We start from the raw sequence: 26,361 nt of genomic DNA on the forward strand, positions 1-26,361 counted from the left end.
TTCCCGAACTGGCGACATGGTTGCCAAAAGTGATCTTTGGCTAATACAACACACCAAAGATCTAACCAAAAAGCCGCTGAGTTTTATTCTCAGCGGCTTTTTAAATTTATGCTCTATAAATAAAACGTCTAAAATAACGACACAGGTATAAATGAGCTACAGCACGTAATCGCTTAGATGTTTTGCAATGCCTTGCTGGAGTTGGCGATCAATCTCCGTCATCAGATCTTCGGTAAGTTTATACCAGACCTTCTCTCTTTCACGGAGCTTGATATTTTCAGCAACAGTCACAGAACGTTCTGCCTTTGCGATAACAGAAGCTTCGTTAAATCCTTGATCGCTCAAGATCTGCAACTCAACTTCAAGCACACCATTATAACGCTCAGACTGGTCATAGGTGAATAATCCGGTCAGGCCTTTTTGCTGCTCCAGTTTGCTCTCGGTAACGGCAGCATTCTTAATAACAAAATTCAGAATGTTATTATTGCCTTGCGGATATAAACGATCCCTCGCCCAACGTTCCGACGCCTGTGCAGGAGAAACATCAAACAAATGTTCAACATTTGGAGACTTCGCGGGACTGACATAGGCTTGATCAACAACAACATCCCGCACCAAGAGATTATAAGGAGGGAGGTGTGTATAAGTAAGCTCAGCATACTCATAGGTAGAAGGTGCCGTTTTACATCCAGCTAAAACTGCACTGCCGAGAGCTAAACCACTAAGAACAAATGACCGTCGACTTAACATTCTATAATCTCACCTTTGAATAAACCTAATCGCATCTCAAACATCCCATAGATAAAGAGATAACGAATACTAAGCACTCTTCGTAAAGAAACAATATGGCACGACAAAGGCCTTGGTTCTTAAAAGAAAGGCTTAGCTCTGAGCAGCTTCTTTTTGAATTTCGGCAATTGCAGCATCATCAAAGACATAAGAACGGCCACAGAATTCGCATTTAGCATCAATGACGCCGTCAACTTTATAGGAATCAACTTCTTCAAGTGAAACTGTTTTAATCACATTAGCCAGCTTTTCCCGCGAACAACGACAACCTTCTTTTAACGGACGTTGATCATACACTCTCACCTGTTCTTCATGGAACAAACGATAGAGCAAATCCGTTACAGCAAGATCACGATCCAGAAGCTCATCTTCTGTACAGCTGGACATCAGAATCATAGACCGTTGCCAGTCTTCTTTGATCTCGTCATCATCCTTGTCTGTTTGTTGGTTAACGCCACCATCACCAGGAACGTACTGAAGTATCATGCCACCAGCATGCCAACGTCCCTCAGTCTGGGCAACATTAACCAGAACACCTGTATTAATCTGATCAGATTGTTTGAAATATCCCTGAATACATTCGGAAAGATTATTGCCTTCAAGCGCAACAATCCCTTGATAACGCTCCATGTGTTCACCTTGATCCACAGTAAAGGCGATATAACCTTTGCCAGTTAGATCTGTAAGCGAAAGTGTCGAATGGTCTTCCGTTTTATCCAGAAGCTCTTTCAGAGCAACCTCGTCAATTCCGGCACATCCACGCAAGACACCTTCGGATGTCATGTCACTAACAAGCATTTTCACAGGGCCGTCACTTTTGCTTTGCAGGGTAAAACAGCCGGAAAACTTCATTAACGAAGAAAGGACACTCGTCAGGGCCAAAACCTCACCCAACAACTCATTCACAATTTGTGGATAGTCGTGACGTTTGAGGATCTCATCAATGGTGGGGCCCATTCGGACAATACGTCCTCGGATGCCAGTTGATTCAAGCAAAAAGGGTTGAATTACATCATCCTTTAAGAACTCAGACCCAACATTTTCCCCAACGGTGTCATTCATTTTTCTTCTCCAACGCCCTTAAAGGTTACTCATACACCAATAAAGGATACCTTTCTGGGCATGTAATCTGTTTTCTGCTTCGTCAAACACAACGGATTGCGGGCCATCGATAACTTCTGCCACGACTTCTTCGCCGCGATGTGCAGGCAAGCAATGCATAAACAACGCATCGCTTTTGGCAAGCGACATAACTCTTTCATCGACCTGGTAGGGTTTCAGCAAGTTATGACGGTTCGCCGCATCCTTATCGCCCATGGATACCCATGTGTCAGCGACAATACAATCACTATCCTGCACAGCTTCATCCATTGAACAGGTAACTGAAATTTTCCCACCCTGAGACTGTGCCCAATCAAGAACTTTTTGGTTCGGCGCCAACTCAGCCGGTGTTGCCAGTTTCAATTCAAAATCAAAGCGTGTCGCCGCATGTATCCAAGATGACGCAACATTGTTGCCATCACCACACCAGGTTACTGTTTTTCCCGCGATAGCACCGCGATGTTCTTCATAGGTCATAACATCAGCCATCAACTGACAAGGATGAGACTCATCAGTCAGACCATTGATAACAGGAACAGTCGCATATTCCGCAAGCTCATGAAGAATCTCTTCCGACGATGTCCGGATCATAATTGCATCCACAAAACGCGACAAAACACGCGCCGTATCCGCAATGGTTTCACCGTGCCCCATCTGTGAACTACTCGGATCAAGTAAAACTGCATTGCCACCAAGTTGATTAATACCAACCTCGAAAGAAACCCGTGTTCTGGTTGACGGTTTTTCAAAAATCATGGCAAGAGACTTACCTTCCAGTGGTCGCCCGGAAATTTCCCCTGATTTCAGCTGGGAACCATAGCCCAGTATTTCTCTTAATTTTGAAGTTTCAAACTGGTTTAAATCCAGAAAATGTTTTGTATGGGTCATTATATTATACCTTATAAACCCGGCGCCATTTGATCAGGCAGCCAGGGTTAATCCTTTGCAGACGTCTTCCAATATTGAAATTGCTTCATCAACGTGTGATCGCTCGATAACAAGCGGCGGCAACAATCGGATAACATTATCCGCAGCACCAACGCTTAATAGACCGCCATCACGCATCGCTGTGATCACATCACTATTGGGAACCCGGCATTTCAGACCAAGCATCAACCCAGAACCGCGGACTTCTTCAAAAATATTCGGGTTTCGGGCAACAAGGCCATCAAGTTTTCCACGGGTATAATCTGCAATAGAAATCACGCTCTCCATAAAGCCATCTTCAAGCAAGACATCCAGAACGGCATTCCCGATTGCCATCGCCAAGGGGTTCCCGCCGTATGTACTGCCATGAGTTCCGGGCACCATGCCAGCAGCAGCGTTATCTGTGGCTAAGAAGGCACCCATTGGGAAACCACCACCAAGTCCCTTAGCCGTCGCCAAAACATCCGGCTCTATATCTGCCCATTCATGAGCAAATAGCTTCCCTGTACGGCCATTTCCACACTGGACCTCATCAAAGATCAAGAGCAAGCCAAATTCATCACAAACCGTCCGCAAACCTTTGAGAAAATCCATCGAAGCAGCACGAATGCCACCTTCCCCCTGGATCGGCTCAACCATAATAGCAGCGGTCTCTTCACCAATCGCCGCCCGCAACTCATTTAAGTTTTCAAAGGCAACATGATCAAAACCAGGCGTCTGAGGACCAAACCCATCCAGATGTTTTGCGTTCCCTGCCGCAGACAAGGCCGTCATCGTCCGGCCGTGGAATGCACTGTCACAAGTAATAATACGATATTTCTGTGGCTGACCGTTATGGTTATGATATTTACGCGCCAGCTTAATGGCACCTTCCAGAGCTTCGGTTCCAGAGTTGGTAAAGAAGACCTTATCTGCAAAAGAATTTGCAACAAGACGCTCTGCCAGTGTTTCGCCGCCTGTAATTCTATAGAGATTAGAGACGTGCCATAATTTACGACCCTGCTCTTCCAATGCAGCAACAAGCTTTGGATGACTGTGTCCCAGAGAATTAACGGCAATACCACCAGCAAAATCAAGATATCGTCGGTTTTCAGCAGTATATAAGTAAGGACCTTCGCCCCGCTCAAATGCGAGGTCGATACGTGCGTAGGTGGGCATCACTGCGTCACTCATGGTATCTCTCTTTTATATCTGCCGAAAAAACAAAGCCCGGGGCGACAGTAAGTCACCCCGGAGCAGCGTATTAACCCAATATCAACGCCTGCTGTCAACCGGAACAAGCAGGATTCACAAGGTTTTTAACAGAAAAGCTATTTCACTGGTGTAATAGTAAAGCCTTTACCCTGCAAAAGCGTCAAAACTCCCTGTTGTCCAGGTAGATGGATTGCATCAACCACGGTCAAACTATTACCCTTCTGAAGTATTTCACTCATTCGAGAAACCATCTGACGATTACGTTCGAAAACAAGGCCTTCCAGATATCTTGCTTGTGCTTCTGGCGACAGAATTGATACTTCGTCAAGAACCTCTTGGTAAAGCGCCCCGGACGATTGAGAGAGAAAGTTATTGATCCGGGTTTGATAGGTCGCTTCTACGGTTTGAATTTCTGCAGGTAATGTATCCAGGAGTGTAATTTGATCGGCTTCATTTAGTGCCTCAGCAACTTCCAACTGCTCTTCGATAGTTTGAAGCGGAACAATCTCGATTCTTTGTGTCCTCGCAACATCCTGAAATGTTTGATTAAGCGTTCTAATCCCTAATGAAATACGTGATGCTTCAGACGGTGGAGAGGAAAAAACAACACGCGCCGCCCAAGGCTTCAGCACATTCATCTGTCGAGCCAAATATCCGTATTCATAACCGATGACCTTGATTTTTTCGAAAGTCTCTTGCGAAACAAGGTCCCTTAATCGGCGATTATCATTATACAGCATGACACTAAACAGCTTTTGTTTGATCGCATCATCATCAAGGATATCCACCATGAGATAATTGATGCCTTTCAAGAGCTTATGTGCAAAAACTCCGGCATCAACAACACGGCGATCACTGCTATTCAATGTCCCGTATATATAACTTGGTTCCGCGTTCTGCCCTTCTATTTTCCACAGCACAGCATCACCATTAACCAGCGACGGTGCAGAACTGACCTGTAAAGGCAAAATAATAGTAAATAAAAACAGAATACCGGAGAGAGGGCGCACAAAAATCATGTTCTTAACCAATCTACGAAATTGGCTAATCTGTATCAAAGCCATCTTAATTCCTGAAGGAATGAATTTAATAAACCATGTTGAATATGATCATTGTTGCAGATATTTATGCAAATTACATGTCTTGATTAGGGCAAAAGCTACTTTTTTCATCTTCACCACAATCCATCCGAGAAACTGTATAACCACGATTTACTAAAATATTCAAAATCCCTTCTTCACCGGGAAGATGAAGCGCGCCGACAGCAGTAAAAGAATTCCCTTTGATCAAGCCTTTGGTCATGCCATTCACCATATTTAGGTTTCTTTTATCCAACATCGCGATTTTCTCTATCTCGTATATCTCGGGCGGTTCATCTTTGAGTGTCTCTTCAAGAGTGTGATACATTCTTGTCGTGTCTCTATTAAGATAATTCTGGATAAATTGCTCACGACGCTTCGCGGCATCCTTGATAATATCGACATTCTCAAGGGCTCGCTCAATTCCTTTCAAATATATTGGTGCAGGTCGTCCCCAAACCAACTGAGCTCTTTCCCTTGCTTTTTCTAGCCCCTGAACTTTGACGTTACTCTCAAAAGCCATAATTCCTAATTGTGTATCCAAAACAGGTTCATCATCTTCACGACTATCTTTGTCGTTATCGGTGCCTCGATACCAAGGCGCGCCCTTCAACAGTTCATAGACAAACCAAAGCTCCAGGACTTTAAGATCTTCTTCTTCAAGATCGATTGACTTTGCAACTTCGACCACTTTTTTAAATTGCTCTTCTGATAAATCTTGATCCAAGGTTCTGTCATCATCACGAATACGCATATTTGTTTGTTCACGATATTCCCGATGAGTTTGTTCAACTTCTTTATAGAGAATTTTTGCTTTCGTCAGATAAGGTTTCACCTCATCCTTCATCTTCAGAACCCGCGGATCAGCAACGTGCATTGTGCCCAAAAGATAGCTTGGTGCGCGATCATCTTTTTCGATTTTCCAAAACAACCCTTTGCCATAAAGAACTTCGGTTTCTGCCCAAGCTACAGAAGAGAATAACAGAAACCCAGAAAGTAAAAGAAGGAGCAAAGATTTATGAAACAAAAAAGGCATCAGAAGCTCCCCAACAAAACAGATCACACAATCATAGTTTGAGAGTAATCTAACAATCACTTCCTTATAAAAAGTGAAAAATAGATCAAATGCAGTTTAAAATTTGAGATCCAAACCAAGGCAAATAAACTAACCTGTCAGGCCTTGATTTTGTATCCACGTTTAAATAGCAACCAGCCGCAAGCAACCATAATCAAGATCAGGCAGACAAGTATCCCGCCTTGCCAGATTAGATCTTCAACAGATCCATAGCCGGTAATACCGTAACGAAAACCGCTAATAATCCAGAACATAGGATTGGCTTCGAAAAGCCATTGCCAGTTTTCCGGAATGCGATTCAAAGTAAAGAATGTGCCCGACAAAAGACCAAGTGGGAGAACAAGGAAATTATCCACCAAAGAGAACTGATCCCACTTATCGGACCAGAGGCCAACAACAACACCTATCATAGAGAATAACAGGGCTGCAGAAATAGCAAAGAAGGCTGTTGCCCAGAAACTATACAGCATCGGGCCGGTAAAAACTGTCATCGCCCCAAGGAGCAGTATAGCAACAAGCAGCGCATTCGCGATACCAGCAAGGCTATAACCAAACAGAAGCTCTATCGGTGATAAAGGTGCCATAAGGACATCGGTTATTACCCCTTCCTGCTTGTCGATAATCAGCATGAAACAGACATTTTGAAAAGCCGTTTGCGACAAGACAAAAACCGCAAGACCGGGGGCAATAAACTGCAATGCAGAAAGCCCGGGCACCATTTCACCATCCGGCCCCAAAGCCAAAGCAAATACAGTCATAAACAGCATCGTCGATACCATCGGTCCCAAAAGGCTCTCGACCCAGAACCTCATGAATCGAACAACACCGCGACGGTAGAACAAAGTCCATATTCTCAATAACGCGATAATACGCACGCCGTCACTGTGCACAATGTTACTGCTTTGATCTGGCGTCGCGTCATTCATACCATCAGGCCTTCAAACGATATCCGGTGGTAATTAGACGATGCGTAACAAACCATAGAACGAGGTTCACCACAGGAAGCAGGATCGCCCCAACCATAATGTTTCCATCTGCATGCCCGATAAAGCCGTAGCGGAAACCGTCAATCATATAGAAGAAAGGATTGAAATGCGCCACAGCAACCCAGGCATCAGGCAGTCGATCAATCGAGTAGAAGGTCCCCGAAAGGAAAGAAAGTGGCGTAATAATAAAATTGGTCACGGCAGCGATGTGATCGTACTTTTGCGCCCAAATCCCCCCAAGCATGCCCAGAAGAGCCAGCATCATACAGGCATTAATGGCAAACCACAGTGCAGATAAAGGGTGCGCGAGTGAAATCGGCAGGAATAGCATCATGGAGAAAAACACGGTCAATCCGACCATCAAACCACGGGTAATTCCGCCCGCAGCAATACCCAAAGCCATTTCCCACGGCGCCAAGGGCGGCATGAGAATATCAACAATATTGCCCTGAACCTTGGCAATAAGAATAGAAGAGGATGTATTGGCAAAAGAGTTTTGCGTCATGGTCATCATCATCAGACCAGGCGCAAGGAAAGTAATGTAATCAACACCACCCACCGTTCTGCCGAGGCCACCAAGTGCCAGCGCGAACACCGCCAGAAACAACAGTGTTGTGATAACCGGGGCCATAAGTGTCTGTGTAAAAACGTTCAAAAAGCGTTTTACTTCACGACTATAGAGTGTCCAAAGACCAAGGGTGTTCACACGACCTATGGTACGGGGAGCGATTTGGGTGAGTTTTTGATCGATCAAAGCCATGCGACACATTTACGCAACCATCCCGCTAGCTTCAAGAGCAAGATCCTAATTACTTCTTATTTTTGCCATTTTTATTTTCCCAAGCATAGATAACATCCAGAAAAGAACCCACGACAATACCAGATTAAGATTTCAAATCTTTCAATAATCTTCTGAATTCCTCTTTTCTATCCATGGGTATCAGACGCCAATCACATCCTATTATCGCGCCTTCCAATGCATAGAGATAATTCACCGATAGCCTGTGTTCGTCACAAAACCGAAAGTATAACCGTCGAAACACCTCTTCCGTACCGAGATCGTTTAGTTGGTCAGACGATGTGATCCCAATATCGACCAATTGTGCAACCGACTTAGGTCCCAGATTTTTTAAGGCAAGAAGATCTTCTTTTGGATCACTGTTCATTTTAAATTTTGGACAAGGGTCATTTTGACATAATTTATTCAACAAAAGAATTGGCCCCGGAACATCGCCGTGGCATGTATAAGAACATGATGGAACGGTCAGAAAAAAACAACCGCGAACAACCCAAACGTAAAGTTCCGCGAAAAGCCACAGCAAAATACCTGGGCAACGTTGCTCGATTTTATCTGGAACGCTACGCAACGACAGAGGTTGGCTTGCGCCGCTATCTTATGCGCAAGGTAAATCTTTCTGCCAAGGAACATGGCACAGTCCCTCAAGAAGGGACAGAGATTATAGAAGATTTGATCTCTAAATTCCGCGACTTGAACTTTCTGAATGACGAACGCTATGCCGAAGGTCGTAGCGGTAGCTTACACCGCAAGGGCATGTCTCTTCGTGCTATTCGGCAAGATCTATCCCTCAAAGGTGTCTCCGAAGATCTCATTAACAAATCCATAGATCTTATCAGAGAAGAAAGCAGCAATCCAGATCTGGAAGCTGCGATCTCCTATGCCCGAAGACGTCGCCTCGGCCCTTACCGCACTGACGACAAACGTGAAGAACGTCGAGACAAAGATCTCGCCGCGCTCGGCCGGAAGGGCTTTTCTTTTGTCATCGCTGAACGTGTAATTCTCGCCGTTGATATTACTGAACTGGAAGATGAAGCTGGTCTTTAGTCCTCAGCAGACCTCTTTCATCAATCGAATTCATTTTTTTGGTTTTCTCGCTACAGCACACCACAATCGGTGTGGAATAAACAGAGGGTCAGCAGAGAATTCTCTATGAAGCAAATCAGCATGCTCTTTATCAAAGGCAACAACATCTTCAGGTGATAGCGAGGCTGAGACACCTGCTGAAGCTCTGATACGCCCACGCCAGTCTTCATGACTATAGCGAACGAGCAAATCCTGACTGAAGGTTTCAATCGCTTCAAAACCACCCGTTGCCATGTCTATTGTCCACTGCGGATAGATGCCCGTTCCGCCCGACATTTCCCACGCTGGATTATGTTTGGAAATGAGATTTTCTGTTGCTGAGACAACATTTCCGGGTAAAGGGAGCCAATCAAAATGACAAATGACAAGATAACCACCAGGTTTCAGTAACCACAGACATTCTTTTGTTGTCTTTGCCGCCTCAAACCAATGCCAACACTGCCCAGCTGTCACAACATCAAAGTTTCCACTTGCCAGACCTGTTGCTTCTGAACTGCCCCGTTGAAAGGTAACGCGAATGCCTTCGTCCTGCGCCATTAATCGCGCCTGTTCAAGAATAGCTTCGGAAGGATCAATCCCGGTAACTTCGACGCCTCGTGCCGCAAAGCCGCGAGCCAAAGTGCCAGTTCCTGTTCCCAAATCAACAAGGGATTGCCCCGTGATACCAATGCTTCGCTCTTTCAGCAGATCAAAAATAAGCGTAGGAAATCCAGCTCTGTGCTTTGCATAATCTTGTGCCGTTTTACCAAAGTCTATTCCGTCAGAATTTACTTTTCCGATTTCTCGCATTTGTCTCTTCTATAAATAAACATGTTTTGAAATTTCGAACCTGTTAGAATAACAAATCTGACCTTATTGATGCTGAATTACGCCCAGCTGGCGGGCCAAGAAGCGACCTAAACACTTGAAGCAGAAATTTATTCATTATTTTTATGTCAGAATAATGTGATCAAGAGATCATTGAAAATCTGCTCAAAAACTACAATCATTACTATAGGACAACAGAACACTAAAACCAACGCGATTATAGTAAAAGTGGAACAAAGCACATGAAAATAAAGGCAATCACCATAGCACTGGCCACAGCAGGATTTCTTATAAGCGCTACCGGTCCGGGCTTTGCCGCAAGCAGCGGAGGAGACAACGGTTGGGGCAATAGCTCAAATTCTGATCTAAAGGCCGCTATCAAACTGATCAAAGAAGAAAAGTACAGCGACGCACAACCTCTTTTGCAAAAGACCATAAAAGCCGATCCTGATAATGCTGATGCGTATAACATGCTCGGCTACAGTCAACGAAAGCTTGGAAACAAAGATATTGCTCTTGGTTACTACACCAAAGCGCTTGATCTAAAACCGCGGCATCGTGGAGCCAATGAATACTTAGGCCAACTTTATCTGGAACTGAACAAGCCGGAGAAGGCAAAAGAACGACTTGATGTGCTTGATAAGAATTGCACATTTGGATGTGACGAATACACAACACTCAAAAAAGCCATAGAAGCTTACGAAAAAACGCAATAATATCCTTAAACCACATAGATTTAGACATTGAATCGCGTTTATGCGTACCAGATCCTGCATATGAGTATTAGATCTGTGGCAGATCTTTCGCATTCTCTAGTGACCAGATATCCATCCCGTCTTGTCGCCCTCTGACCTGAATATGTTGCCGGGGAAAATCTTCAAGATCGATCCCGGCAATTTTTGCGAGAGGTTGAGAGACCACAAGTTGTGACTTCAATTCCTTAGTCATCCCCTCTAAACGGCTGGCAGTATTCACAGCATCTCCAATTGCAGTAATAGACGTCGCCTGTCCCCACCCGAGTTCACCGACGATAACTGCCCCCGTATGAACACCAATGCCAATGCGAAGAGGTTCAGGCAACTCGTGTGCGAGATGCGCATTGAGTTCATCCAGCTTCTCTGCCATCCGTCGCGCAGCCCGCAGAGCATTTTTGCACCCGGTTTCAACACCGCGATCAATACCAAAAAGTGCCATGACACCATCGCCGATAAACTTGTCTAGGCGTCCGCCGGACTCTTCGACAGCTGTCCCCATCGCTTCAAAGTAACGGTTCAGAATAAAAACAACATCATAGGGAAGCTTCTTTTCTGACAGAGTTGTAAATCCCCTGATATCAGCAAAAAGAATGGCAATTTCGCGTTCCTGTCCCTGCGAAATCGAACTGTGTTCTCGGCGCGCTGCCTTCAAATCACTTTTTGCAGGTAATAGAGGTGTCACTTCAACATCTGTAATAGGATAGGTTTGACACGCCAAACGCATATTATCCGATGCCCCGATCCGGATGAGAACCTTACGTTCCTCGGACTCGCTTTCAGGTAAATGATCCAATCCCTTACCAACGCGAACACGACAGGTAGAACAACGCCCTTTGCCCCCACAAACTGCGGCATGCGGCATATTATTCAAATGACTGACATCAAGCAGGCTCGTTCCTTTTATCGCCCGAAATGCTTTGCCATTCGGATATGTCACCTTAAATGTTCCCTGCCACCGCTGGATAGCATAACGAACCCAGCGCCCGATGATCACGACAGAAATCACCCCGGCAAATGCGAACTGAATAACCGTTTCCAGACGATAGATATCCTGAGCTTCTTCTGCCGTTGGCAGATTGTAACCACCGAAAAATGACTTTAACCACTGAGGGTCAGCAGCAAGTTTCATAACCTCTAAACTCGCGACATAGTAACCCGCCATGGAAAGAGCAGGAATAACAACAGCAAATGCAAGAGCCAGTGATTTGTAATTTTCATAAGCTGGTTTATATCTGAGCCAATAGTGAATGCCGACACAGCCGTGCACCCACCCCAAAACCATCAATATAGCCTGTCGGTATCCAGCATCTATATTATGAACAACCAGGGCATAAAGGACGTAAACATAGTTATCGTCCACACCATAGATCTCGTGTGCAAATCGCGTCCCTAGAATATGCAAAATCAACAAAAAGGGAATGAGCAAGCCAGAGAGGAGTTGGGCCATTTCCCAGAACTTCATGTGTAAATGTTGTCGCTGATAAACACCCCACAAAGAAAGAACCATGTGAGAAGACAAGGAAAGATATAAAAGTGGCGTACCAATCGGGTTTCGCCACATCGCCAAAAAGGCTTTGCGACCTTCATCCATCGCTTCGATAGAATGAAGACCAAGAACATGGTTCAGTAAATGCGTAAGAATGTAAACAAAAAGCACAAGCCCACCGTAGAGACGGATCGTCCGAACCATGTAGTTTTTATCCTTCTCTCTATACTGACTTTATCACTCTACCCCTTAGCCACAGACAACCTTGCAGCAAAAAACGTGCACTTTGCCTTAAACATCAGGGTGTTTTGTCGTTCTAGTTATAAGTTCTTGTCGCGAAAAGAACGAGTAATTAATTAATAGCTGAGTAGGATAATAGGGAATAGGAATGATATCCAGTGCAGGAAACAAGTAACGTGACATCAAAACTATCCCGGGAAGAAAGGACAGCACGTCGTAAAAAACGGCGCGAAAAGCTTCTTCAAGAGCTTGATTCGTCTATTCCGTCCCCCTGCACCTCTGTCTGTCAAATGGATGATCTGACACAGCTATGCATTGGCTGTCACCGGACAATAAATGAAATCCGGGATTGGGTTATTATGACTGGCGATGAAAAACAGGATCTTTTGGAATCAATCAATCAAAGACGTACTGGAATGGTTGCCTAGTTCCACACCTAAGACTTTAGCTAAATTCCTCACTTAGCCATTCTTCAAGAAATTTTCAGCAAGTGATGCGAGATCAACCGCTAAAACCTCGGGATCAGGTTGCAGGGCTTTTTTTGTAACGCAATAACCTTCCAAAAACGGCATCAGAATATTTACAGTCCGAGCAATCTTTTCATCCTCAACAGAGAAATCACAAGACGCGGTGAGTAGCTGACAAAAAAGCTCATGTGTTTGCTGGTAAAACTGATCAAGCATGCCATTAATTGAGTCATTCCGTGTCGATAGAGACCAGAGTTCCTTAAAAACAATTGCACAGCTATCAAAACTACTGTGCGTAAGAATTTGTAAAAAAATCTGCTCCAGAGAACAATTCTCTCGCTCCCCCCAGTTCTCTTCCAGATACTGCGTAAGAAAATCATTAAGAATGGCACTTAAAAGCTCTTCTTTGTTTTTATAATGATACTGTAGATTGCCGAGGCTCATTCCGGATCGCTCGGCAACCCGTCGCATTGATAACCCTTCACCACCATACTCTTCAAGAAGCGTCAGTGTTGTCGCCGCAATTGCTGCGCGTTTTAAGCTGTTTTGGTGCTCTCTAGATTTTGGCACACGCCTCACCTTGTCCAATTTTTTTCAAAGTCATGTTGAAACTTAGGTCATGCGACCTAAATAATGTTTTCCATACAACATATACTACGAGGGAAGTCATGAAAGGCTTAATCGTCAAGGAAAAAACCATTATTTTCAACAGTGATCTTGAAAAACCAAAACCAGGTAAAGGTGAAGTCCTTATCAAAGTTCACAGCGCTTCACTTAATCCTTATGATCTGGAGAGCGCGGCAGGTATCTATGATGATTATTTCAAGGAGTACGGCTTTCATCACCCGGTACAAACAGGCCTTGAATTCGCTGGAACCGTAGAGACGGAGGGCGAAAAATTCAGTATCGGTGAGCCTGTCTATGGCTATGCACATCTGATAACAGGGTGTAAAACCCACGCTGAATATATCACCCTGCCCGAGGCATATATATCGACAATACCGTCAGGCCTGAGCTTTGAAGAAGCAGCCGCCCTGCCGATCGGTGTTCTGACATCCTTATCCATCTATGAAGACCTGGCCCCCCAAGCATCTGACTTGAAGGTTTTAATTATCGGCGCTTCGGGCGGAGTAGGCGTCTATGCGACACAACTGGCTAAACAGAGAGGTCATCATATTACGGCGCTTGTCGGAAAGGGACATAGAGATTTTCTGAAAGAGCTCGGCGCTAATATCACCCACGAATATACTGAAAAACCACTCAGTGATCTGGACGGGAACTACGATCTCATTCTGGATTTTTCCACACGCTTTACCCTGTCTGATTGCCGATCTCTGCTAAGTACTTCCGGAAAGTTCATGCCTGCCCTGCCAGACGATCACAATGGCGGAACATCAGAAGATAAACAGGTCGCCTATCTGATGGTAATGCACGGCGACACCAAGCGATTAAAATCTATAGAACCTCTCTTAACAAGCAAGGCTCTGCGACCCGTTATCGAAGAAGTCTATAGCTTTGACAAATACAATCAGGCTCTCACGCACCTTCAAAAAAGAGGTAAGCGCGGGCGTATAATATTGAGTTGGTAATATAACCCCAATTTATTAACAGGGCTGATCCATTTATCCGCCCTGTTAATAATTATTTTGCGAGTCATGTATTACACTTGATGGTGTCCGACATCATAAGGAGCCCCCAATGAAAACCATAGACTATTTGGCCGGGGTCATTGTTACAGTCTTTATCGGGTTACTCCCCTTTAGCAGTTCAGCTGCACAGAAAGTGGTCATATTCGGAGATGACGGGTACGCCCCCTTCTCCTATCTCGAGGACAATCAGCCAAAAGGCATTTATGTCAATATTCTCAATCACGTCTTTACAAAACTTGACGGCTATGACGTTACTTTCCAGATGCTCCCTTGGAAGCGCTAGTCTCAGCAAAGTAGAAAAAGGCACAGGATTTGCGGTTTTTCCACCTTATCACTTTCCCGAAGAACGTCCATATATCGCCCCTTATTCCGAACCGATTTTATTGGAACAGGTAATCGCCATTTGTCACGACAAGGTTCTTGCAAAAGACAGGAAGAATTGGCCAGAAGATTATTATGGCCTCAGAATAGGAACCAACGATGGTTTTTTATCCCCCGGACAAGATTTTTTCAACGCTGCAAGACAGGGGCACCTTTCATTAATTGAGGCCACCAATACCAGAAGCGGACTCCGAATGCTTCTGGCCCGTCGAACTGATTGTTATGTAAACGCAGAGATGTCTATCAGATGGGGGTTGTTAAAATTGCGTCGCGCTGGACTTTACGATCCCGGCCTTGACCAGCTCCGGTTTGGGGCTGTTATTGATGCAGAATGGGGCTATATTGGCTACACAAACAGAAACGAAAACGCATTTCCCTTTAAAGAAGATTTCATCCATAAGGTAAACAAAATCATTCGCCAGATGAAGAGTGATGGAAGCATTAATCAAATCGTTGAGGACTATTTCGAATATTAACCACCCTTTTCGATTATCGTGACTATTCTTGATTATGATCAAATTAATTCGCTCGAATTGCCCTAGATCAATTATTCTTAGCGAAAGTATCGCCATAACCCAAACCAGTTGATGAGCAAACACTGGTTTTCTAATGGTAAAAATTGCACCCCGTCCCCAACGATCCGAATTGTTAATGCCTGCAGGGTCGCTAGAGAAACTTAAAATCGCGGTCCTCTACGGTGCGGATGCCGTATACTTGGGCACCCCGGATATGTCACTTAGAACGAAATCTTCCTTTACATTGGAAGAAGTGGTCGAAGGCGTCCAATTTGCCCATGCCCATGGGAAACGTGTTTATCTGACCCTCAACCTTTTTTCACACAATAAAGATATTCCTAAACTTCCGCTATTCATTGAGACGATCAAAGCCATCAAACCGGATGGTGTTATCATCGCGGACCCCGGTGTTTTTCAGTATGTCAAAGACAATGCACCGGAACTTGAGCTCCATATATCAACCCAAGCCAATGTTTGTTCTTGGATCTCTGTTGATTTCTGGCAAAAACAGGGGGCAAGCCTTTGTGTTCTTGCCCGTGAAGTCAACTATCAGGAACTTTGCGAGATCCGCGAAAAATGCCCAGATATAAAACTGGAAGCTTTCGTACACGGTGCGATGTGCATGACCTATTCAGGCAGGTGTTTGCTATCCAACTTCATGGCAGAACGTGGCGCCAACCAAGGAAATTGCGCCAACAGTTGCCGGTGGCATTACAAGGTACATATGAAGCTCAAGGACGGAACGGTTAAAGAGCTCAACCTGTCCGAAGAAAATCTAGAGCTTTTTGAATTTATGATGGAGGAAGAATGCCGTCAGGGAGAATTGATGCCCATCGAAGAAGATGAGCGCGGATCCTATATTCTCAACTCAAAAGACCTGTGTCTTATGCCAAAACTCGACGACTATCTCAGGATCGGGGTTGATTCACTCAAGGTAGAAGGACGAAACAAAAGCGCTTACTACGTTGCCGTAACGGCAAGAGCCTATCGACAAGCCATTGACGACTGGTATCAAGACCCGGACAACTGGTCACCAGATAACTATATGGAAGAGCTCTCAACAGTTCCCAGTCGTGGATATACCCTTGCGTTTCACAATGGACGCCTGGAAAACCACGCCCACAACTATGAACACACAAAAACCTTTGCCGATTATGAATACGCCGGATACATTGAGAAAGTTACGGCTGAAGGTCTTTACGTCGCCGTAAAGAACCGATTACAGGCGGGTGATGTACTGGAATTACTTCCTCCCGGCTCTCTGGATACAATCCTGATCCGTCTCTACGAGTTTATCGATGCCAAATCTAAGCAAACTCACGACGTTATAAATGCCGGTCAAAAGCCGATAATTTTTATTCCCTGGTCACTCTTTGATCAGGAAAACATCGTGTCGCTACAACAAAAGCTTTGTGAACAGACGATAATCAGAAAAGAAAAATCCCTTACCCAGGCAGAATGGGATCGATTGAAACTCGACGCGACAGCCCAAAGAGTAGAGTTGGGGACAGGTAGTAACACCCTCTACCAAAAACAGCGTAATAAACTCCAAGCTTCAATCTTCGAGGAAAACGGCGAACGTATCCCAAAAACACCGCGTATCGGTACCGACGGCTGTTGTGGTCGCGGTTGCAACGGTTGCGCGATTTTCTGGCACGACCCGATCTATGAAAAGGCCAGAACACTTCTAGCACAGAAAAAGCAGGGCGAGATGTTTGACCGAGATATGAAGGACGAGGCTGTCATGTCAGACGTAAAAGTCTAATTACAATTATTACGTTAAAATTAAACTCTTTTTTAGTCTTTTCATTCAACACTACCCGTTCTCACACTTTCCAAATAAATGGATCATCACAAACACCAAAGAAATGATGACCGTTAGACAAATACGGGTAAAAAATATGAAAAACGCCTTCCAAAGCCTCAGCTTCAGGCTTGTGGGATTAACGGCCATTATGGTGATCTTAGGGTTTGCCGCCGTTATTTCCTACTCAACAATCAGCCAACATCAAAACGCACAGGAAAACGCGAAAAGCTATTTGTCGAGTCTTTCTGCGCAATACGCATTGGACGTAGAACTCGATATTGAAGAAGCCCTCGTTGCCGCACGTGGTATGGCACACGCGATAGAAGGTCCGCTAAGAAGCGGCTCTACGGATCGTGACGGCTTTGCACAGATCGTCGAAAACACGATCAGGCGTTATCCCAATTTGGTTGGCGGAGCCGTTGGTTTCGATAGCAATATCGGTGGTAAAGATGCTGATTTTGCAGGAAAAGGCTATAATGACAAAGCTGGCCGTTTACTCCCCTATTTTTATCAGGACGGTAACGGTGGCGTTGCTTGGGAACCACTTGCCCTTGGCGGTGATAGCGGATCCGAGCTCTGGTACGACCTACCCAAAAATAAAAAACAGGAAGTTGTAACCGAGCCTTACGTCTATCCGGTCAACGGAGAAGATGTTGTCATGACCACAGCGACTGTCCCCATTTTTGACGCCAAGGATCAAGCCGTTGGCGTGGCCACAACCGATATGGCCCTCAAAGATATCCAGGTTCGTCTTTCGGAACTAAAACTATTTGAGAACGGAACTGTTTCACTGATCACTTCTACAGGGATGTGGATTTCACATCCTGACGATAAAAAGCTGGCAACGATTGAAGAAAGCAAAGCTCTCTCATCTGTACTCAAAGAACTTTCCGCAGGGAAGAGCTTTTATGGAAACATTAATGATCCAGTCGTAGGTGGAGACCGATATCTTGCTGTACAACCAGTAACTTTTGGTAAAAGTGATGCAGTTTGGGGCGTTATAGTTTCAGCCCCTGAAAGCGAAATTATGGCTTCGGCGAATGATTCTCGTAACTTGACGATACTGCTTTCTTTGCTCGTCGTTATTGCCGTAATTGCTATTAACGGCTTTATTGGCACCAAAGCGATGGCATTACTGCGAAGAGTCACTGACAGTATGCAACGCCTTGCCGAGGGTGAAACAGACATCAAAATTCCGGCCAGGAAAAGAAGCGACGAAATTGGTGCGATTGCCCGAACCGTTGAAATTTTCAGAACAAATGCGCAGGACAAACAACGCCTAGAAGCCGAGCAACTACAGTTGCAAGAAACGGCAGCAACAGAAAAGAAAGCGACCCTTGATCAAATTGCCTCTCGTTTCCAACAAGGCGTAAGTACTCTCATTAACGATATTGAGTTATCCGTTACTGACATGAAGTCCTTTGCCGACAACATGAATGATATGTCACAGCAGACAAGATCCCGCGCCTCTGAAGCATCATCTTCATCAGACAATGCCAACCAGAGTGCACAAGCTGTTGCAAGTGCATCTGAACAGCTCGCTGCCTCGGTCGGCGAAATCGGACGCCAAGTCGGACAGGCCACCTCAATCACAGGCGAAGCCGTTGCTGAAGCAAGTAGATCAAACGAAAATGTACAATCACTTGCTCAGGCTGCCCAGCGTATTGGTGAAGTTTTAAAACTAATCTCTGACATTGCAGAACAAACAAACCTGCTTGCCTTGAACGCAACAATTGAGGCCGCTCGTGCAGGAGAAGCCGGCAAAGGATTTGCCGTGGTTGCCAGTGAAGTGAAATCCCTTGCGACACAGACTTCAAATGCGACAGGTGAAATTGAACAGCAGGTTATTGCAATTCAACATGAAACCAAGAACGCTGTAGAATCTATTGGTCATATCAGTACCGTGATCGGCCAAATCGACGAAATCAGTACCGTGATCGCAGGCGCTGTTGAAGAACAAGGTTCCGCAACACAGGATATCTCGTCCAAGATTCAACTGGTTGCTTCTGGCGTTAGCTCAATTCTGAAAAGTATCTCTGGCGTAAATGAGGTTTCAGTTCAAACTGATACGGCGGCAAACTCCGTTGTTGAGACCATCAACAATTTGGACAAAAAAGTACAGGCCCTTAACGAAGAAGCAGAAAGACTTGTTGCTGAAGTCCGTAGCGCTTAGCATTATATAAGAAGTATAAATATCGAACTTTGAGAGAGGCTTGCACATTCGCAGGCCTTTTCTTTTATCACGACTTATTTATTCAGACAAAAACTTTGCAGATACTTCTTTTGTAAGCTTGGCAGCAACCATTGCCGTCATTCCAACCAGATCCCGGTGCGGGTTGAGTTCTACGATATCAGCCCCGATCAAGTCGGCATCAAGTCGATGTAGTGTATTGATTAGATCACGAACAGACATCCCGCCGGGTTCATGATGGGAAACACCCGGTGCGAAGGCCGGATCAAGTACGTCCAGATCAATAGATAGATAAAGCGGACCATCAAAGTCAAACGAGATATCCGGATGCCAATCTTTCATGGCGATAATTTCGACCCCGAACTTTTCAGCCTGTTCTTGTTGGTGCTTATTCAATGTTCGGATCCCCACCTGCACAAGGCGTTTCACCCGACCCGTTTCCATCGCTCTTGCAAAAGGACAGGCATGACTGTCTCTGTTCCCCTGCATTTCATCATAGAGGTCAGAATGGGCATCAAAGTGTAAGATGTTTAAATCAGGATAGCGTTTGCTATGTGCCCTTATCAGAGGCCCGGATACTGAATGATCTCCGCCAATACTTAAAAGTTTTGCACCTGTGGCAATAATTTCTTCTGCTTTCTGTTCGATAAACATAATTGCTGTAGAGGTGTCTTGAAAATGTAAATCACCAAGATCCTTGAGACGGGTATCAGTTCCCAGATCATGGCCATTTTCGCTGGTAAGATTCGCGGCACCACAGTGTAAGGCTTCGCGCATTCTCTGCGGCCCCATGGCAGGTCCGGTCATAAAAGACGAGTTGTGATCAATGGGCAATCCCAGCAAAACCAGATCCCCCTGTTTAACGTCGCGAAGATCCATAACCAACCCCTAAAACTAAACACAGTACAAATAATTTTGAAGCAAGCTTATGCTGTTAAAGAACCAGGTCAAGCCGAGAAGGATAGCAAGAAAGGATCGAAGAGGTATCAATGGAATTTTGCATGAATATTAATCTCGCCTATCAAAAGGGTCACGAACAAGAGTTTCCCTGTATTTAAAATAGCAAAAGACCGTCGTACTTAATCCAGCTCCTAATATCCAGGGGCTTTGATAAAAATACCCAATAGTGATCAACCCCAAAGCCAAGACGGCAAGAACACATACAGGAGCATCAGCTCGATCACCGCATAAATCTATCCAGAACTTGCGCTGCTTTAGCAAAATAGTATTGAGATTTCCTGTAATAATTGATGTTCCGATAAAAACTAAAAAACCGAAACCGATAATACCTGCAACAGTAAACGCCTGTTTAAACAAATCTGACATTCATATCTCCTTCGACTATATCCCGGAGGACACATCGTCTTGGAAAAACTTATTGCCTTAAATTGAGCTTAGGGGAAGTTACAGCTTACCTCAAAATGATCAATTTGCGAAATTCGCCAAGGAGATACATCATCAAAAAGCTTTGCTTTTAGGCGAAGGGGTGTTGAGGCGTCATTAATGTATCAGTCAAAAGCAGCAAACCAATAATCGCAATTACGATCCCACCAAGCAAAGACACATAACGCCCGAAATAACCGACATGTACACCCATTTCATCCATAATCTTCATCAATGGAAAGCGTATCCCGCGGGCCCCTATCGCCAGAAGAGAAACCGTAATGCCTGTCCCAAAAGACATGGCAAGCACTGCCGCCAGTCCCCCGGCCCACTGCCCAAGGACAAATGCAAGAATAAGAACAAGTAATGCGCCCGTACAGGGCCTGATGCCGACGGCAAGGATGATCGCTATCAAATCACGTTTGGTATGGGGTAAATTATCTCTGGCTTGAATAGCCTTATCAGATTTAGTGTGTTCGTGAGCGTGATCCGACACATGATGCTCGCAACAGGAATGATAATGCTCTTCGCCTCCTCCTTCGCTATGCTCATGGTCGCAACAATCGCCTGAGCTTCCTCTCACACCACGCCAAATAAGGACGAGCCCGACAATGGAAACAGCACCGTAACTTAGAGATTCCATAACATCTTCAATGGCAAGCGATGTACTTCGAACGCTTGTTTCCAAAAGAAAATAACATGTTCCAACAATTAAAATTGCAGTTAATCCTTGGACAAAAGATGATGCCATCGACAGCATAACTGCAAGTAAAATTTTAGTATCCGTCGTCAAAGTATAACTCGCAATAACAGCTTTCCCATGCCCCGGACCAAGGGCGTGAAAGATCCCGTACAAAAAACAAATCCAAATTAAATAGAGGACCGAATCAAACCCGATATCATCACCAAGTGCTCTGACCCCCTGCCCCAGTAAGTCAGAAAAATTTCTTTGCTGCTGTCTAATTTCGCTCAAGGCAAGATCAATAATCGACTGATCTTCAACAGAAAAAACACTGAGCAACCCGACAATAGCAGCAAAGAAAAGAACAATCAGTACGACAGCCAGCATAGCACTTGATGACCGCCTGTTTTGAGAAGAGACTTTTAACATCTCACTTCGACCGTCTTGGCAAATATCGATCCCAGATCAGGATTTTCTGCGACCTCTTCATCACTAAAGACCAGATCAGAAAGGCTTGTTGTATTCTCCGCGAAATCATCAGGGTGCGTAACGTTATGGGTACAGCCATTCAAAGAGGATGGCAAAGAAGATGGAAGATAAGAAACTGTTTTATCGTCAATAAAATCGATCGCAATAAAATAGGACGGATCATACATTTGAACCTGTACTACAGTTCCAGCCTTGATTGGATCTTCAAGTTCCAGCCTAAATCTCAACAAAAGGCGATCATTCAAGACGGTACCGTCTGTTATGATTTCTTTTTTGTATTGTAGAGCAGATGCGTCTTCTCTTTTAACCTTCAGAAAATAATCCCATTCCTGAAGGTTTCCAACGGCTTCTTTGGCAAAAGTTAGTAACTCTGGCTTCTCGACCTTACCGCTCTGATCCTGATCAAGATCAGGTAATAACGAGGCTGTATAGAGATCATCAAAAATCCATACAGGCTCCAGAGCAGAGATTTCACCCGCCTCGTTTCGATGGATAATAAGCGCCGCATCAACCCAAACATGGGGGTGTGATTGCGCATAAGATGGATATAACAAAGCAAGTAACAACATTGTACGGGCGATATACCTCTGGCCCTGTTTTATCCGTCTCATCCCTATTCGCTTACAAAAAGCCACTCTAACCTTTTCCTTTAAAACATAACCGTCATATTTCAATCACATAAAATTATGACGGCAAAACGGCAATAGTTATATTATAACATTTCAAAAACACAAGCGATCAGACTCAAAGTATAAATTACCGGGCAGGAAAAATGCCCGACAACCTACTCCATAGCTTTGGCGCGCATCTCAAGTGCCGCGAGTTCCGATGCTTTAGCATAGTTATTAGCTTCTTTTCTGTAGGTCACGAAGCTATCAAAAATCTCTTTAGCCAACGCACTTGTCTTACTGATTTCAGTGAGGGTGTCTTCCGACGCTTGATAGAGCGCCTTCATCACATCATCCGGGAAGCGGCGTAATTTTACCCCTTCTTTTGCCAACAAGGGTTCGAAAGACTTTACGTTGCCATAGGTAAAATCAGCGTAACTTTCATTTGCAGACGCCATAACTGCGCGCTTAACAATCTCTTTCAAGTCATCTGGCAAAGCATCATAAGCGGCTTTGTTCACTGTTGCTTCCAATGCAGGACCAATTTCATGGAAGGCTGGCATATAATAATAATTCGCAACTTTATAGAGGCCGAAAGCAATATCGTTCCAAGGGCCAACCCACTCTGCCGCGTCAACAGTCCCAGACTTCATCGCCGCGAAGATTTCACCAGGCGGCATCAAGACAACATTCACACCCAACTTCCGCATGGCTTCACCGCCCAGCCCTGCAATACGCATCTTGATGCCTTGCAAATCTTCAAGACTGTTGATTTCTTTACGGAACCATCCCCCGGCTTGCGGCCCGGACGATCCGGCATAAAAAGGTAAAACACCAAAGGGTTCATAGGCCTTTTGCCAAAGTGCCTGACCACCCCCAAAATAAAGCCAGCCGGTGTATTCGGCGACGCTCAACCCAAAAGGAACGCCCGTGAAGAAATGAAAGGCCTTATCTTTCCCCTGCCAATAATAGGGGGTTGCATGCCCCATCTCGGCGACACCATTTGATACAGCATCAAAGACTTCAAAGGGGGGAACCAGCTCTCCACCAGCATAGACATCAACCCGCAGACGGCCACCAGACATCGTCGTAATCATCTCAGCTAGTCGCTGGGCATTCATCCCCACGCCAGGCGAATTGCGCGGCCAACTCATGGCCATTTTCCAGGTTATCGTGTCTTGAGCTTTAACAACTGCGGGGGTAGCAAGTGTTGCGGCGCCAGCTGTGACCAAAGCTCCAAGAACTTGCCGTCTATCCAGAGTTTTAGATTGCTGATCTTTATTATTACAGATCTCTGTTGTCATCTTTTTGTCGGTCATAGCGGCCCCCATAATTGATATGAGAGACCACTTTACCGTCTCCCCTATCAGACGCAATGCCCGAGAAGGTCATCACACAAAAATAACTTTGAGCCAGCTCGGGAATGAAGACGTTTTAAGCCGAAGATGAAACAGAAGACTGTCCTGGTTCCAGAAAAAAAATTGTAAAGGTGGCAATAACAAGCATCACTGTTGATGCCAACAAACAAGCTTCAAGACCGGCGTACTGAAAGATTAACCCGGAAAGCAATGTTCCCATCAGTCGACCAATCGCATTGGCCATGTAATAGAAACCAACATTCAACGCAACCTTGTCTGCATCAGAACAGGCGACAATAAGATAAGAATGCAGAGAAGAATTAATCGCGAAGACAAAGCCAAAGACAAGAATCCCGAACAGAAGGAAAGCACCTGAAAAAGACAAATCCTGCCATAAAACAACGGCGATCACAGCAGGCAAAACTGCCAACACCCCCCCCCAGAAACGCGCAACTCTGATCCCTGAATGCGGGCCTTTTACTTTTTTGGTAAGTTTTGGCACCAGCGCTTGAACAGTACCATAACCAATTACCCATAGCGCCATGAAGGCACCGACTTCATCAAAAGACCACCCCAGAGTGGAATAGAGAAAAACCGGCAAGCCAACTACAAACCACACGTCTCTCGCTGCGAAGAGGAAAATTCTCGCAAACGAAAGAACATTTATCGCTCTTGATTTTGAAAAGAGTTCTTTGGTGCGGATTTTTTGCTTTGCTTTTCCGAGGTCAACCTTAACCACCAATGCCGTAGTTCCGAGAACAACAACCAATGACAAAGCCATTGAAAGCAGGGAATTTTCAAACCCAACCCATTCCAATAAAACACCACCGAGTAAAAAACCAAGGCCTTTGAGAGCGTTCTTGGAACCGGTTAAAATGGCTACCCATCGGAACAGTGTTCCTTTGTCTTCACCATCATCCTTAGCCACAAGCTTTACCGCTGACTTGGAACTCATCTTTGTCAGATCTTTAGCAACACCAGACAGAGCCTGTGCCCCCATGACATAGATGATCGAAAAATCAATCGACCAGTCTGCACGCAACTGAGAGAGTAATCCCAGAGCTACAATTTGAGTCGTTAGACCTAAAAAAAGTGTCAGCCGAAGGCCAAAGCGTGCTGCAATCCACCCTCCAACAAAATTGGTTACAATGCCCATCGCCTCGTAAAGTAAAAACAGATAGGCCAAATCAAGTGGCGTAAATCCCAGACGATGGAAGTGCAGCAATACCAGCATGCGCAAAGCACCATCCGTGAGGGTGAAGCCCCAGTAGGCCGCGGTTACTGCGCCATAACTCCGTAAATCAGACATACAATTTACCTGTCAACTCGTATCTCATACGCTCAAGTCTCTGACAAACCTAACCCCTGATGGCTTGCATCAATGAAGATCACGACTGATCATAGAAAGTAGATCTGCCATACGATTTACATAGCCCCATTCATTATCATACCAGGCATAAATTTTAAGATGACGCTTATCCACAATCATGGTGCTCGGACCATCAATGATTACAGAACGAGGATCATCAACAAAATCAGTAGAGACAAGTGGCCGGCTTTCAAACCCGAGAATATCCTTTAACTCTCCGTCGGCAGCAGCCTGGAAGAGCTGATTGACCTCTTCCACTGTTGTATCCCGCGCCAACTCAAAAACACAGTCAGTCAAAGAAGCATTAAGCAGGGGCACCCTTACTGCATGACCGTTCAACTTCCCCTTTAGCTCAGGATAAATCATCGTGATCGCTGTTGCTGACCCCGTCGTTGTCGGGATCAAAGAATTAAGACCTGATCGTGCCCGTCTGAGATCTTTGTGCGGCGCATCTACCATGACCTGTGTGTTGGTAACATCATGAATGGTCGTGATCGATCCTCGTTCAATACCCAGAGCTTCATGGATTACCTTGATAACAGGAGCAATACAGTTCGTCGTACAGGATGCGGCCGTTAAAATATCATCCTTGGCTGGATCATAAAGCCCTTCATTAACGCCATAAACCAGATTAGGTACCCCTTCCGATTTAACAGGCGCAGCTACAAGAACCTTCTTCACCCCTTGATCAAGGTAAGGAGTCAGGACCTCTTTGCTTTTGAACTTACCCGAACACTCAAGTACCACATCCACACCACGGTCGACCCAACCAACATGAGAAATATTTTTTTCTTCGGAAAAGCTGACCGTCTGCCCTTCGATGATGATGTTATCCCCCTCGACATCGATGGCTTTATCCCAATGACCGTGGACAGTATCAAACTCCAACAGGTGTGCGGCGCACTCTACGCCTCCGCTAATTTCATTGATATGAACAATATCGATATCTTCCATGCCCCACGCGGCCCGCAGTACAAGTTTTCCCATACGGCCAAAGCCATTGATGCCCACACGTACTGTCACTGTGTTATCCTTCTATGCTTGAGAATTTCATTCAATATTGCCCTGAGAAGCCTTTCATATCTTTAGGCAACATCAGTGCTATAAAAACATTATTTCGAATGTATTGGAAATAATAAAC

At 45.0% G+C, this 26,361-nt stretch carries 27 protein-coding genes; 8 read left to right on the forward strand and 19 right to left on the reverse strand.

Features of this window, described 5'->3' with window-relative positions; all coding sequences use genetic code 11:
* Positions 1 to 156 precede the first annotated feature (156 nt).
* From WH96_RS14255 to WH96_RS14295, 9 genes are all read right to left on the reverse strand, one after another.
* A complete protein-coding gene (locus tag WH96_RS14255) occupies positions 157 to 750 on the reverse strand; it encodes a hypothetical protein (protein ID WP_047764884.1) in 594 nt (197 codons plus the stop codon).
* Between the two features lie 132 nt (positions 751 to 882).
* Positions 883 to 1,851, reverse strand: a complete 969-nt coding sequence (hslO, locus tag WH96_RS14260; protein WP_047764885.1) for an Hsp33 family molecular chaperone HslO — start codon at positions 1,849 to 1,851, stop codon at positions 883 to 885.
* Positions 1,852 to 1,869: 18 nt separating this feature from the next.
* The gene (gene argF / locus WH96_RS14265) at positions 1,870 to 2,778 is read right to left on the reverse strand and encodes an ornithine carbamoyltransferase (RefSeq protein WP_047764886.1); all 909 of its coding nucleotides are present in this window, start codon (positions 2,776 to 2,778) and stop codon (positions 1,870 to 1,872) included.
* Between the two features lie 33 nt (positions 2,779 to 2,811).
* On the reverse strand, positions 2,812 to 3,990 hold the full coding sequence (locus WH96_RS14270) for an aspartate aminotransferase family protein (protein WP_047764887.1): 1,179 nt from the start codon (positions 3,988 to 3,990) through the stop codon (positions 2,812 to 2,814).
* A gap of 137 nt (positions 3,991 to 4,127) precedes the next feature.
* A complete protein-coding gene (locus WH96_RS14275; protein ID WP_047764888.1) occupies positions 4,128 to 5,075 on the reverse strand; it encodes a TraB/GumN family protein in 948 nt (315 codons plus the stop codon).
* 70 nt (positions 5,076 to 5,145) lie between these two features.
* On the reverse strand, positions 5,146 to 6,126 hold the full coding sequence (locus tag WH96_RS14280) for a TraB/GumN family protein (protein ID WP_156176816.1): 981 nt from the start codon (positions 6,124 to 6,126) through the stop codon (positions 5,146 to 5,148).
* A 137-nt stretch (positions 6,127 to 6,263) separates the two neighbouring features.
* On the reverse strand, positions 6,264 to 7,091 hold the full coding sequence (locus WH96_RS14285) for an ABC transporter permease (RefSeq protein ID WP_047764890.1): 828 nt from the start codon (positions 7,089 to 7,091) through the stop codon (positions 6,264 to 6,266).
* Between the two features lie 4 nt (positions 7,092 to 7,095).
* Positions 7,096 to 7,920, reverse strand: a complete 825-nt coding sequence (locus WH96_RS14290; RefSeq protein WP_047764891.1) for an ABC transporter permease — start codon at positions 7,918 to 7,920, stop codon at positions 7,096 to 7,098.
* 115 nt (positions 7,921 to 8,035) lie between these two features.
* Positions 8,036 to 8,317, reverse strand: a complete 282-nt coding sequence (locus tag WH96_RS14295; protein WP_053005929.1) for a TfoX/Sxy family DNA transformation protein — start codon at positions 8,315 to 8,317, stop codon at positions 8,036 to 8,038.
* 74 nt (positions 8,318 to 8,391) lie between these two features.
* On the opposite strand from WH96_RS14295, the gene WH96_RS14300 reads away from it, so the two are divergent.
* Positions 8,392 to 8,994 (forward strand): regulatory protein RecX, encoded by a 603-nt coding sequence (locus WH96_RS14300; protein WP_204248204.1) that lies wholly within the window; start codon positions 8,392 to 8,394, stop codon positions 8,992 to 8,994.
* Between the two features lie 30 nt (positions 8,995 to 9,024).
* On the opposite strand, the gene WH96_RS14305 is transcribed toward WH96_RS14300, so the two are convergent.
* On the reverse strand, positions 9,025 to 9,822 hold the full coding sequence (locus WH96_RS14305) for a class I SAM-dependent methyltransferase (RefSeq protein WP_047764892.1): 798 nt from the start codon (positions 9,820 to 9,822) through the stop codon (positions 9,025 to 9,027).
* 260 nt (positions 9,823 to 10,082) lie between these two features.
* Between WH96_RS14305 and WH96_RS14310 the strand changes: the two genes are divergently transcribed.
* The gene (locus WH96_RS14310) at positions 10,083 to 10,556 is read left to right on the forward strand and encodes a tetratricopeptide repeat protein (protein ID WP_047764893.1); all 474 of its coding nucleotides are present in this window, start codon (positions 10,083 to 10,085) and stop codon (positions 10,554 to 10,556) included.
* Positions 10,557 to 10,623: 67 nt separating this feature from the next.
* Here the strand turns inward: WH96_RS14310 and WH96_RS14315 are convergent, their stop codons facing one another.
* Positions 10,624 to 12,285: an adenylate/guanylate cyclase domain-containing protein gene (locus WH96_RS14315; protein WP_047764894.1), complete on the reverse strand. Its 1,662-nt coding sequence runs from the start codon at positions 12,283 to 12,285 to the stop codon at positions 10,624 to 10,626.
* Positions 12,286 to 12,497: 212 nt separating this feature from the next.
* Between WH96_RS14315 and WH96_RS21995 the strand changes: the two genes are divergently transcribed.
* Positions 12,498 to 12,749 carry a DUF1289 domain-containing protein gene (locus tag WH96_RS21995; RefSeq protein WP_156176817.1) on the forward strand — a complete coding sequence of 84 codons (252 nt, stop codon included), beginning with the start codon at positions 12,498 to 12,500 and terminating at the stop codon, positions 12,747 to 12,749.
* A 33-nt stretch (positions 12,750 to 12,782) separates the two neighbouring features.
* Here WH96_RS21995 and WH96_RS14325 read toward each other — a convergent pair whose 3' ends face one another.
* A complete protein-coding gene (locus tag WH96_RS14325; RefSeq protein ID WP_047764896.1) occupies positions 12,783 to 13,358 on the reverse strand; it encodes a TetR/AcrR family transcriptional regulator in 576 nt (191 codons plus the stop codon).
* 98 nt (positions 13,359 to 13,456) lie between these two features.
* Between WH96_RS14325 and WH96_RS14330 the strand changes: the two genes are divergently transcribed.
* The 5 genes from WH96_RS14330 (at position 13,457) to WH96_RS14345 (ending at position 19,313) form a co-directional block, all read left to right on the forward strand.
* Positions 13,457 to 14,377 (forward strand): NADP-dependent oxidoreductase, encoded by a 921-nt coding sequence (locus tag WH96_RS14330; protein WP_047764897.1) that lies wholly within the window; start codon positions 13,457 to 13,459, stop codon positions 14,375 to 14,377.
* Between the two features lie 109 nt (positions 14,378 to 14,486).
* Positions 14,487 to 14,720 carry a type 2 periplasmic-binding domain-containing protein gene (locus WH96_RS22140; protein WP_053005931.1) on the forward strand — a complete coding sequence of 78 codons (234 nt, stop codon included), beginning with the start codon at positions 14,487 to 14,489 and terminating at the stop codon, positions 14,718 to 14,720.
* The gene (locus WH96_RS21445; protein ID WP_162200160.1) at positions 14,683 to 15,294 is read left to right on the forward strand and encodes a type 2 periplasmic-binding domain-containing protein; all 612 of its coding nucleotides are present in this window, start codon (positions 14,683 to 14,685) and stop codon (positions 15,292 to 15,294) included. Before WH96_RS22140 ends, WH96_RS21445 begins: the two co-directional genes overlap by 38 nt.
* 133 nt (positions 15,295 to 15,427) lie before the next feature.
* The gene (locus WH96_RS14340) at positions 15,428 to 17,098 is read left to right on the forward strand and encodes a U32 family peptidase (RefSeq protein WP_204248205.1); all 1,671 of its coding nucleotides are present in this window, start codon (positions 15,428 to 15,430) and stop codon (positions 17,096 to 17,098) included.
* Between the two features lie 136 nt (positions 17,099 to 17,234).
* Entirely contained in the window at positions 17,235 to 19,313 is a 2,079-nt protein-coding gene (locus tag WH96_RS14345; protein ID WP_047764898.1) for a methyl-accepting chemotaxis protein, read from the forward strand.
* Between the two features lie 78 nt (positions 19,314 to 19,391).
* On the opposite strand, the gene speB is transcribed toward WH96_RS14345, so the two are convergent.
* The 7 genes from speB to WH96_RS14380 all read right to left on the reverse strand — a co-directional run bounded on the left by speB (position 19,392) and on the right by WH96_RS14380 (position 26,243).
* Positions 19,392 to 20,210, reverse strand: coding sequence for an agmatinase (gene speB, locus WH96_RS14350; RefSeq protein WP_047764899.1), 819 nt, complete (start codon positions 20,208 to 20,210; stop codon positions 19,392 to 19,394).
* Positions 20,211 to 20,339: 129 nt separating this feature from the next.
* Positions 20,340 to 20,657, reverse strand: a complete 318-nt coding sequence (locus WH96_RS14355; protein ID WP_047764900.1) for a hypothetical protein — start codon at positions 20,655 to 20,657, stop codon at positions 20,340 to 20,342.
* Positions 20,658 to 20,805: 148 nt separating this feature from the next.
* Positions 20,806 to 21,783 carry a nickel/cobalt transporter gene (locus WH96_RS14360; RefSeq protein WP_162200161.1) on the reverse strand — a complete coding sequence of 326 codons (978 nt, stop codon included), beginning with the start codon at positions 21,781 to 21,783 and terminating at the stop codon, positions 20,806 to 20,808.
* Between the two features lie 35 nt (positions 21,784 to 21,818).
* Positions 21,819 to 22,496, reverse strand: a complete 678-nt coding sequence (locus WH96_RS14365) for a DUF1007 family protein (protein ID WP_082130499.1) — start codon at positions 22,494 to 22,496, stop codon at positions 21,819 to 21,821.
* Between the two features lie 173 nt (positions 22,497 to 22,669).
* Complete coding sequence (locus tag WH96_RS14370; protein WP_245629494.1) at positions 22,670 to 23,812, reverse strand: TRAP transporter substrate-binding protein; 1,143 nt, start codon at positions 23,810 to 23,812, stop codon at positions 22,670 to 22,672.
* Positions 23,813 to 23,927: 115 nt separating this feature from the next.
* Entirely contained in the window at positions 23,928 to 25,160 is a 1,233-nt protein-coding gene (gene arsJ, locus WH96_RS14375) for an organoarsenical effux MFS transporter ArsJ (protein WP_047764902.1), read from the reverse strand.
* Between the two features lie 69 nt (positions 25,161 to 25,229).
* Complete coding sequence (locus WH96_RS14380) at positions 25,230 to 26,243, reverse strand: ArsJ-associated glyceraldehyde-3-phosphate dehydrogenase (RefSeq protein WP_047764903.1); 1,014 nt, start codon at positions 26,241 to 26,243, stop codon at positions 25,230 to 25,232.
* Between the last annotated feature and the right edge of the window lie 118 nt (positions 26,244 to 26,361).

This window comes from Kiloniella spongiae, from assembly GCF_001026905.1.
GTDB classification, from domain to species: domain Bacteria; phylum Pseudomonadota; class Alphaproteobacteria; order Kiloniellales; family Kiloniellaceae; genus Kiloniella; species Kiloniella spongiae.

Bases quoted from the DNA above. Each gene is read 5' to 3' on its own strand.
- hslO (WP_047764885.1), bottom strand. From the start codon at position 1,851: ATGAATGACACCGTTGGGGAAAATGTTGGGTCTGAGTTCTTAAAGGAT.
- WH96_RS14285 (WP_047764890.1), bottom strand. From the start codon at position 7,091: ATGAATGACGCGACGCCAGATCAAAGCAGTAACATTGTGCACAGTGAC.
- WH96_RS14255 (WP_047764884.1), bottom strand. From the start codon at position 750: ATGTTAAGTCGACGGTCATTTGTTCTTAGTGGTTTAGCTCTCGGCAGT.
- speB (WP_047764899.1), bottom strand. From the start codon at position 20,210: ATGGATCTTCGCGACGTTAAACAGGGGGATCTGGTTTTGCTGGGATTG.
- WH96_RS14300 (WP_204248204.1), top strand. From the start codon at position 8,392: ATGTATAAGAACATGATGGAACGGTCAGAAAAAAACAACCGCGAACAA.
- WH96_RS14360 (WP_162200161.1), bottom strand. From the start codon at position 21,783: ATGCTGGCTGTCGTACTGATTGTTCTTTTCTTTGCTGCTATTGTCGGG.
- WH96_RS14330 (WP_047764897.1), top strand. From the start codon at position 13,457: ATGAAAGGCTTAATCGTCAAGGAAAAAACCATTATTTTCAACAGTGAT.
- WH96_RS14310 (WP_047764893.1), top strand. From the start codon at position 10,083: ATGAAAATAAAGGCAATCACCATAGCACTGGCCACAGCAGGATTTCTT.
- WH96_RS14365 (WP_082130499.1), bottom strand. From the start codon at position 22,496: ATGAGACGGATAAAACAGGGCCAGAGGTATATCGCCCGTACAATGTTG.
- WH96_RS14355 (WP_047764900.1), bottom strand. From the start codon at position 20,657: ATGTCAGATTTGTTTAAACAGGCGTTTACTGTTGCAGGTATTATCGGT.
- argF (WP_047764886.1), bottom strand. From the start codon at position 2,778: ATGACCCATACAAAACATTTTCTGGATTTAAACCAGTTTGAAACTTCA.
- arsJ (WP_047764902.1), bottom strand. From the start codon at position 25,160: ATGTCTGATTTACGGAGTTATGGCGCAGTAACCGCGGCCTACTGGGGC.
- WH96_RS14295 (WP_053005929.1), bottom strand. From the start codon at position 8,317: ATGAACAGTGATCCAAAAGAAGATCTTCTTGCCTTAAAAAATCTGGGA.
- WH96_RS14340 (WP_204248205.1), top strand. From the start codon at position 15,428: ATGGTAAAAATTGCACCCCGTCCCCAACGATCCGAATTGTTAATGCCT.
- WH96_RS14290 (WP_047764891.1), bottom strand. From the start codon at position 7,920: ATGTGTCGCATGGCTTTGATCGATCAAAAACTCACCCAAATCGCTCCC.
- WH96_RS14345 (WP_047764898.1), top strand. From the start codon at position 17,235: ATGAAAAACGCCTTCCAAAGCCTCAGCTTCAGGCTTGTGGGATTAACG.
- WH96_RS14315 (WP_047764894.1), bottom strand. From the start codon at position 12,285: ATGGTTCGGACGATCCGTCTCTACGGTGGGCTTGTGCTTTTTGTTTAC.
- WH96_RS14275 (WP_047764888.1), bottom strand. From the start codon at position 5,075: ATGGCTTTGATACAGATTAGCCAATTTCGTAGATTGGTTAAGAACATG.
- WH96_RS14270 (WP_047764887.1), bottom strand. From the start codon at position 3,990: ATGAGTGACGCAGTGATGCCCACCTACGCACGTATCGACCTCGCATTT.
- WH96_RS14305 (WP_047764892.1), bottom strand. From the start codon at position 9,822: ATGCGAGAAATCGGAAAAGTAAATTCTGACGGAATAGACTTTGGTAAA.
- WH96_RS14370 (WP_245629494.1), bottom strand. From the start codon at position 23,812: ATGACCGACAAAAAGATGACAACAGAGATCTGTAATAATAAAGATCAG.
- WH96_RS22140 (WP_053005931.1), top strand. From the start codon at position 14,487: ATGAAAACCATAGACTATTTGGCCGGGGTCATTGTTACAGTCTTTATC.
- WH96_RS14280 (WP_156176816.1), bottom strand. From the start codon at position 6,126: ATGCCTTTTTTGTTTCATAAATCTTTGCTCCTTCTTTTACTTTCTGGG.
- WH96_RS21445 (WP_162200160.1), top strand. From the start codon at position 14,683: ATGACGTTACTTTCCAGATGCTCCCTTGGAAGCGCTAGTCTCAGCAAA.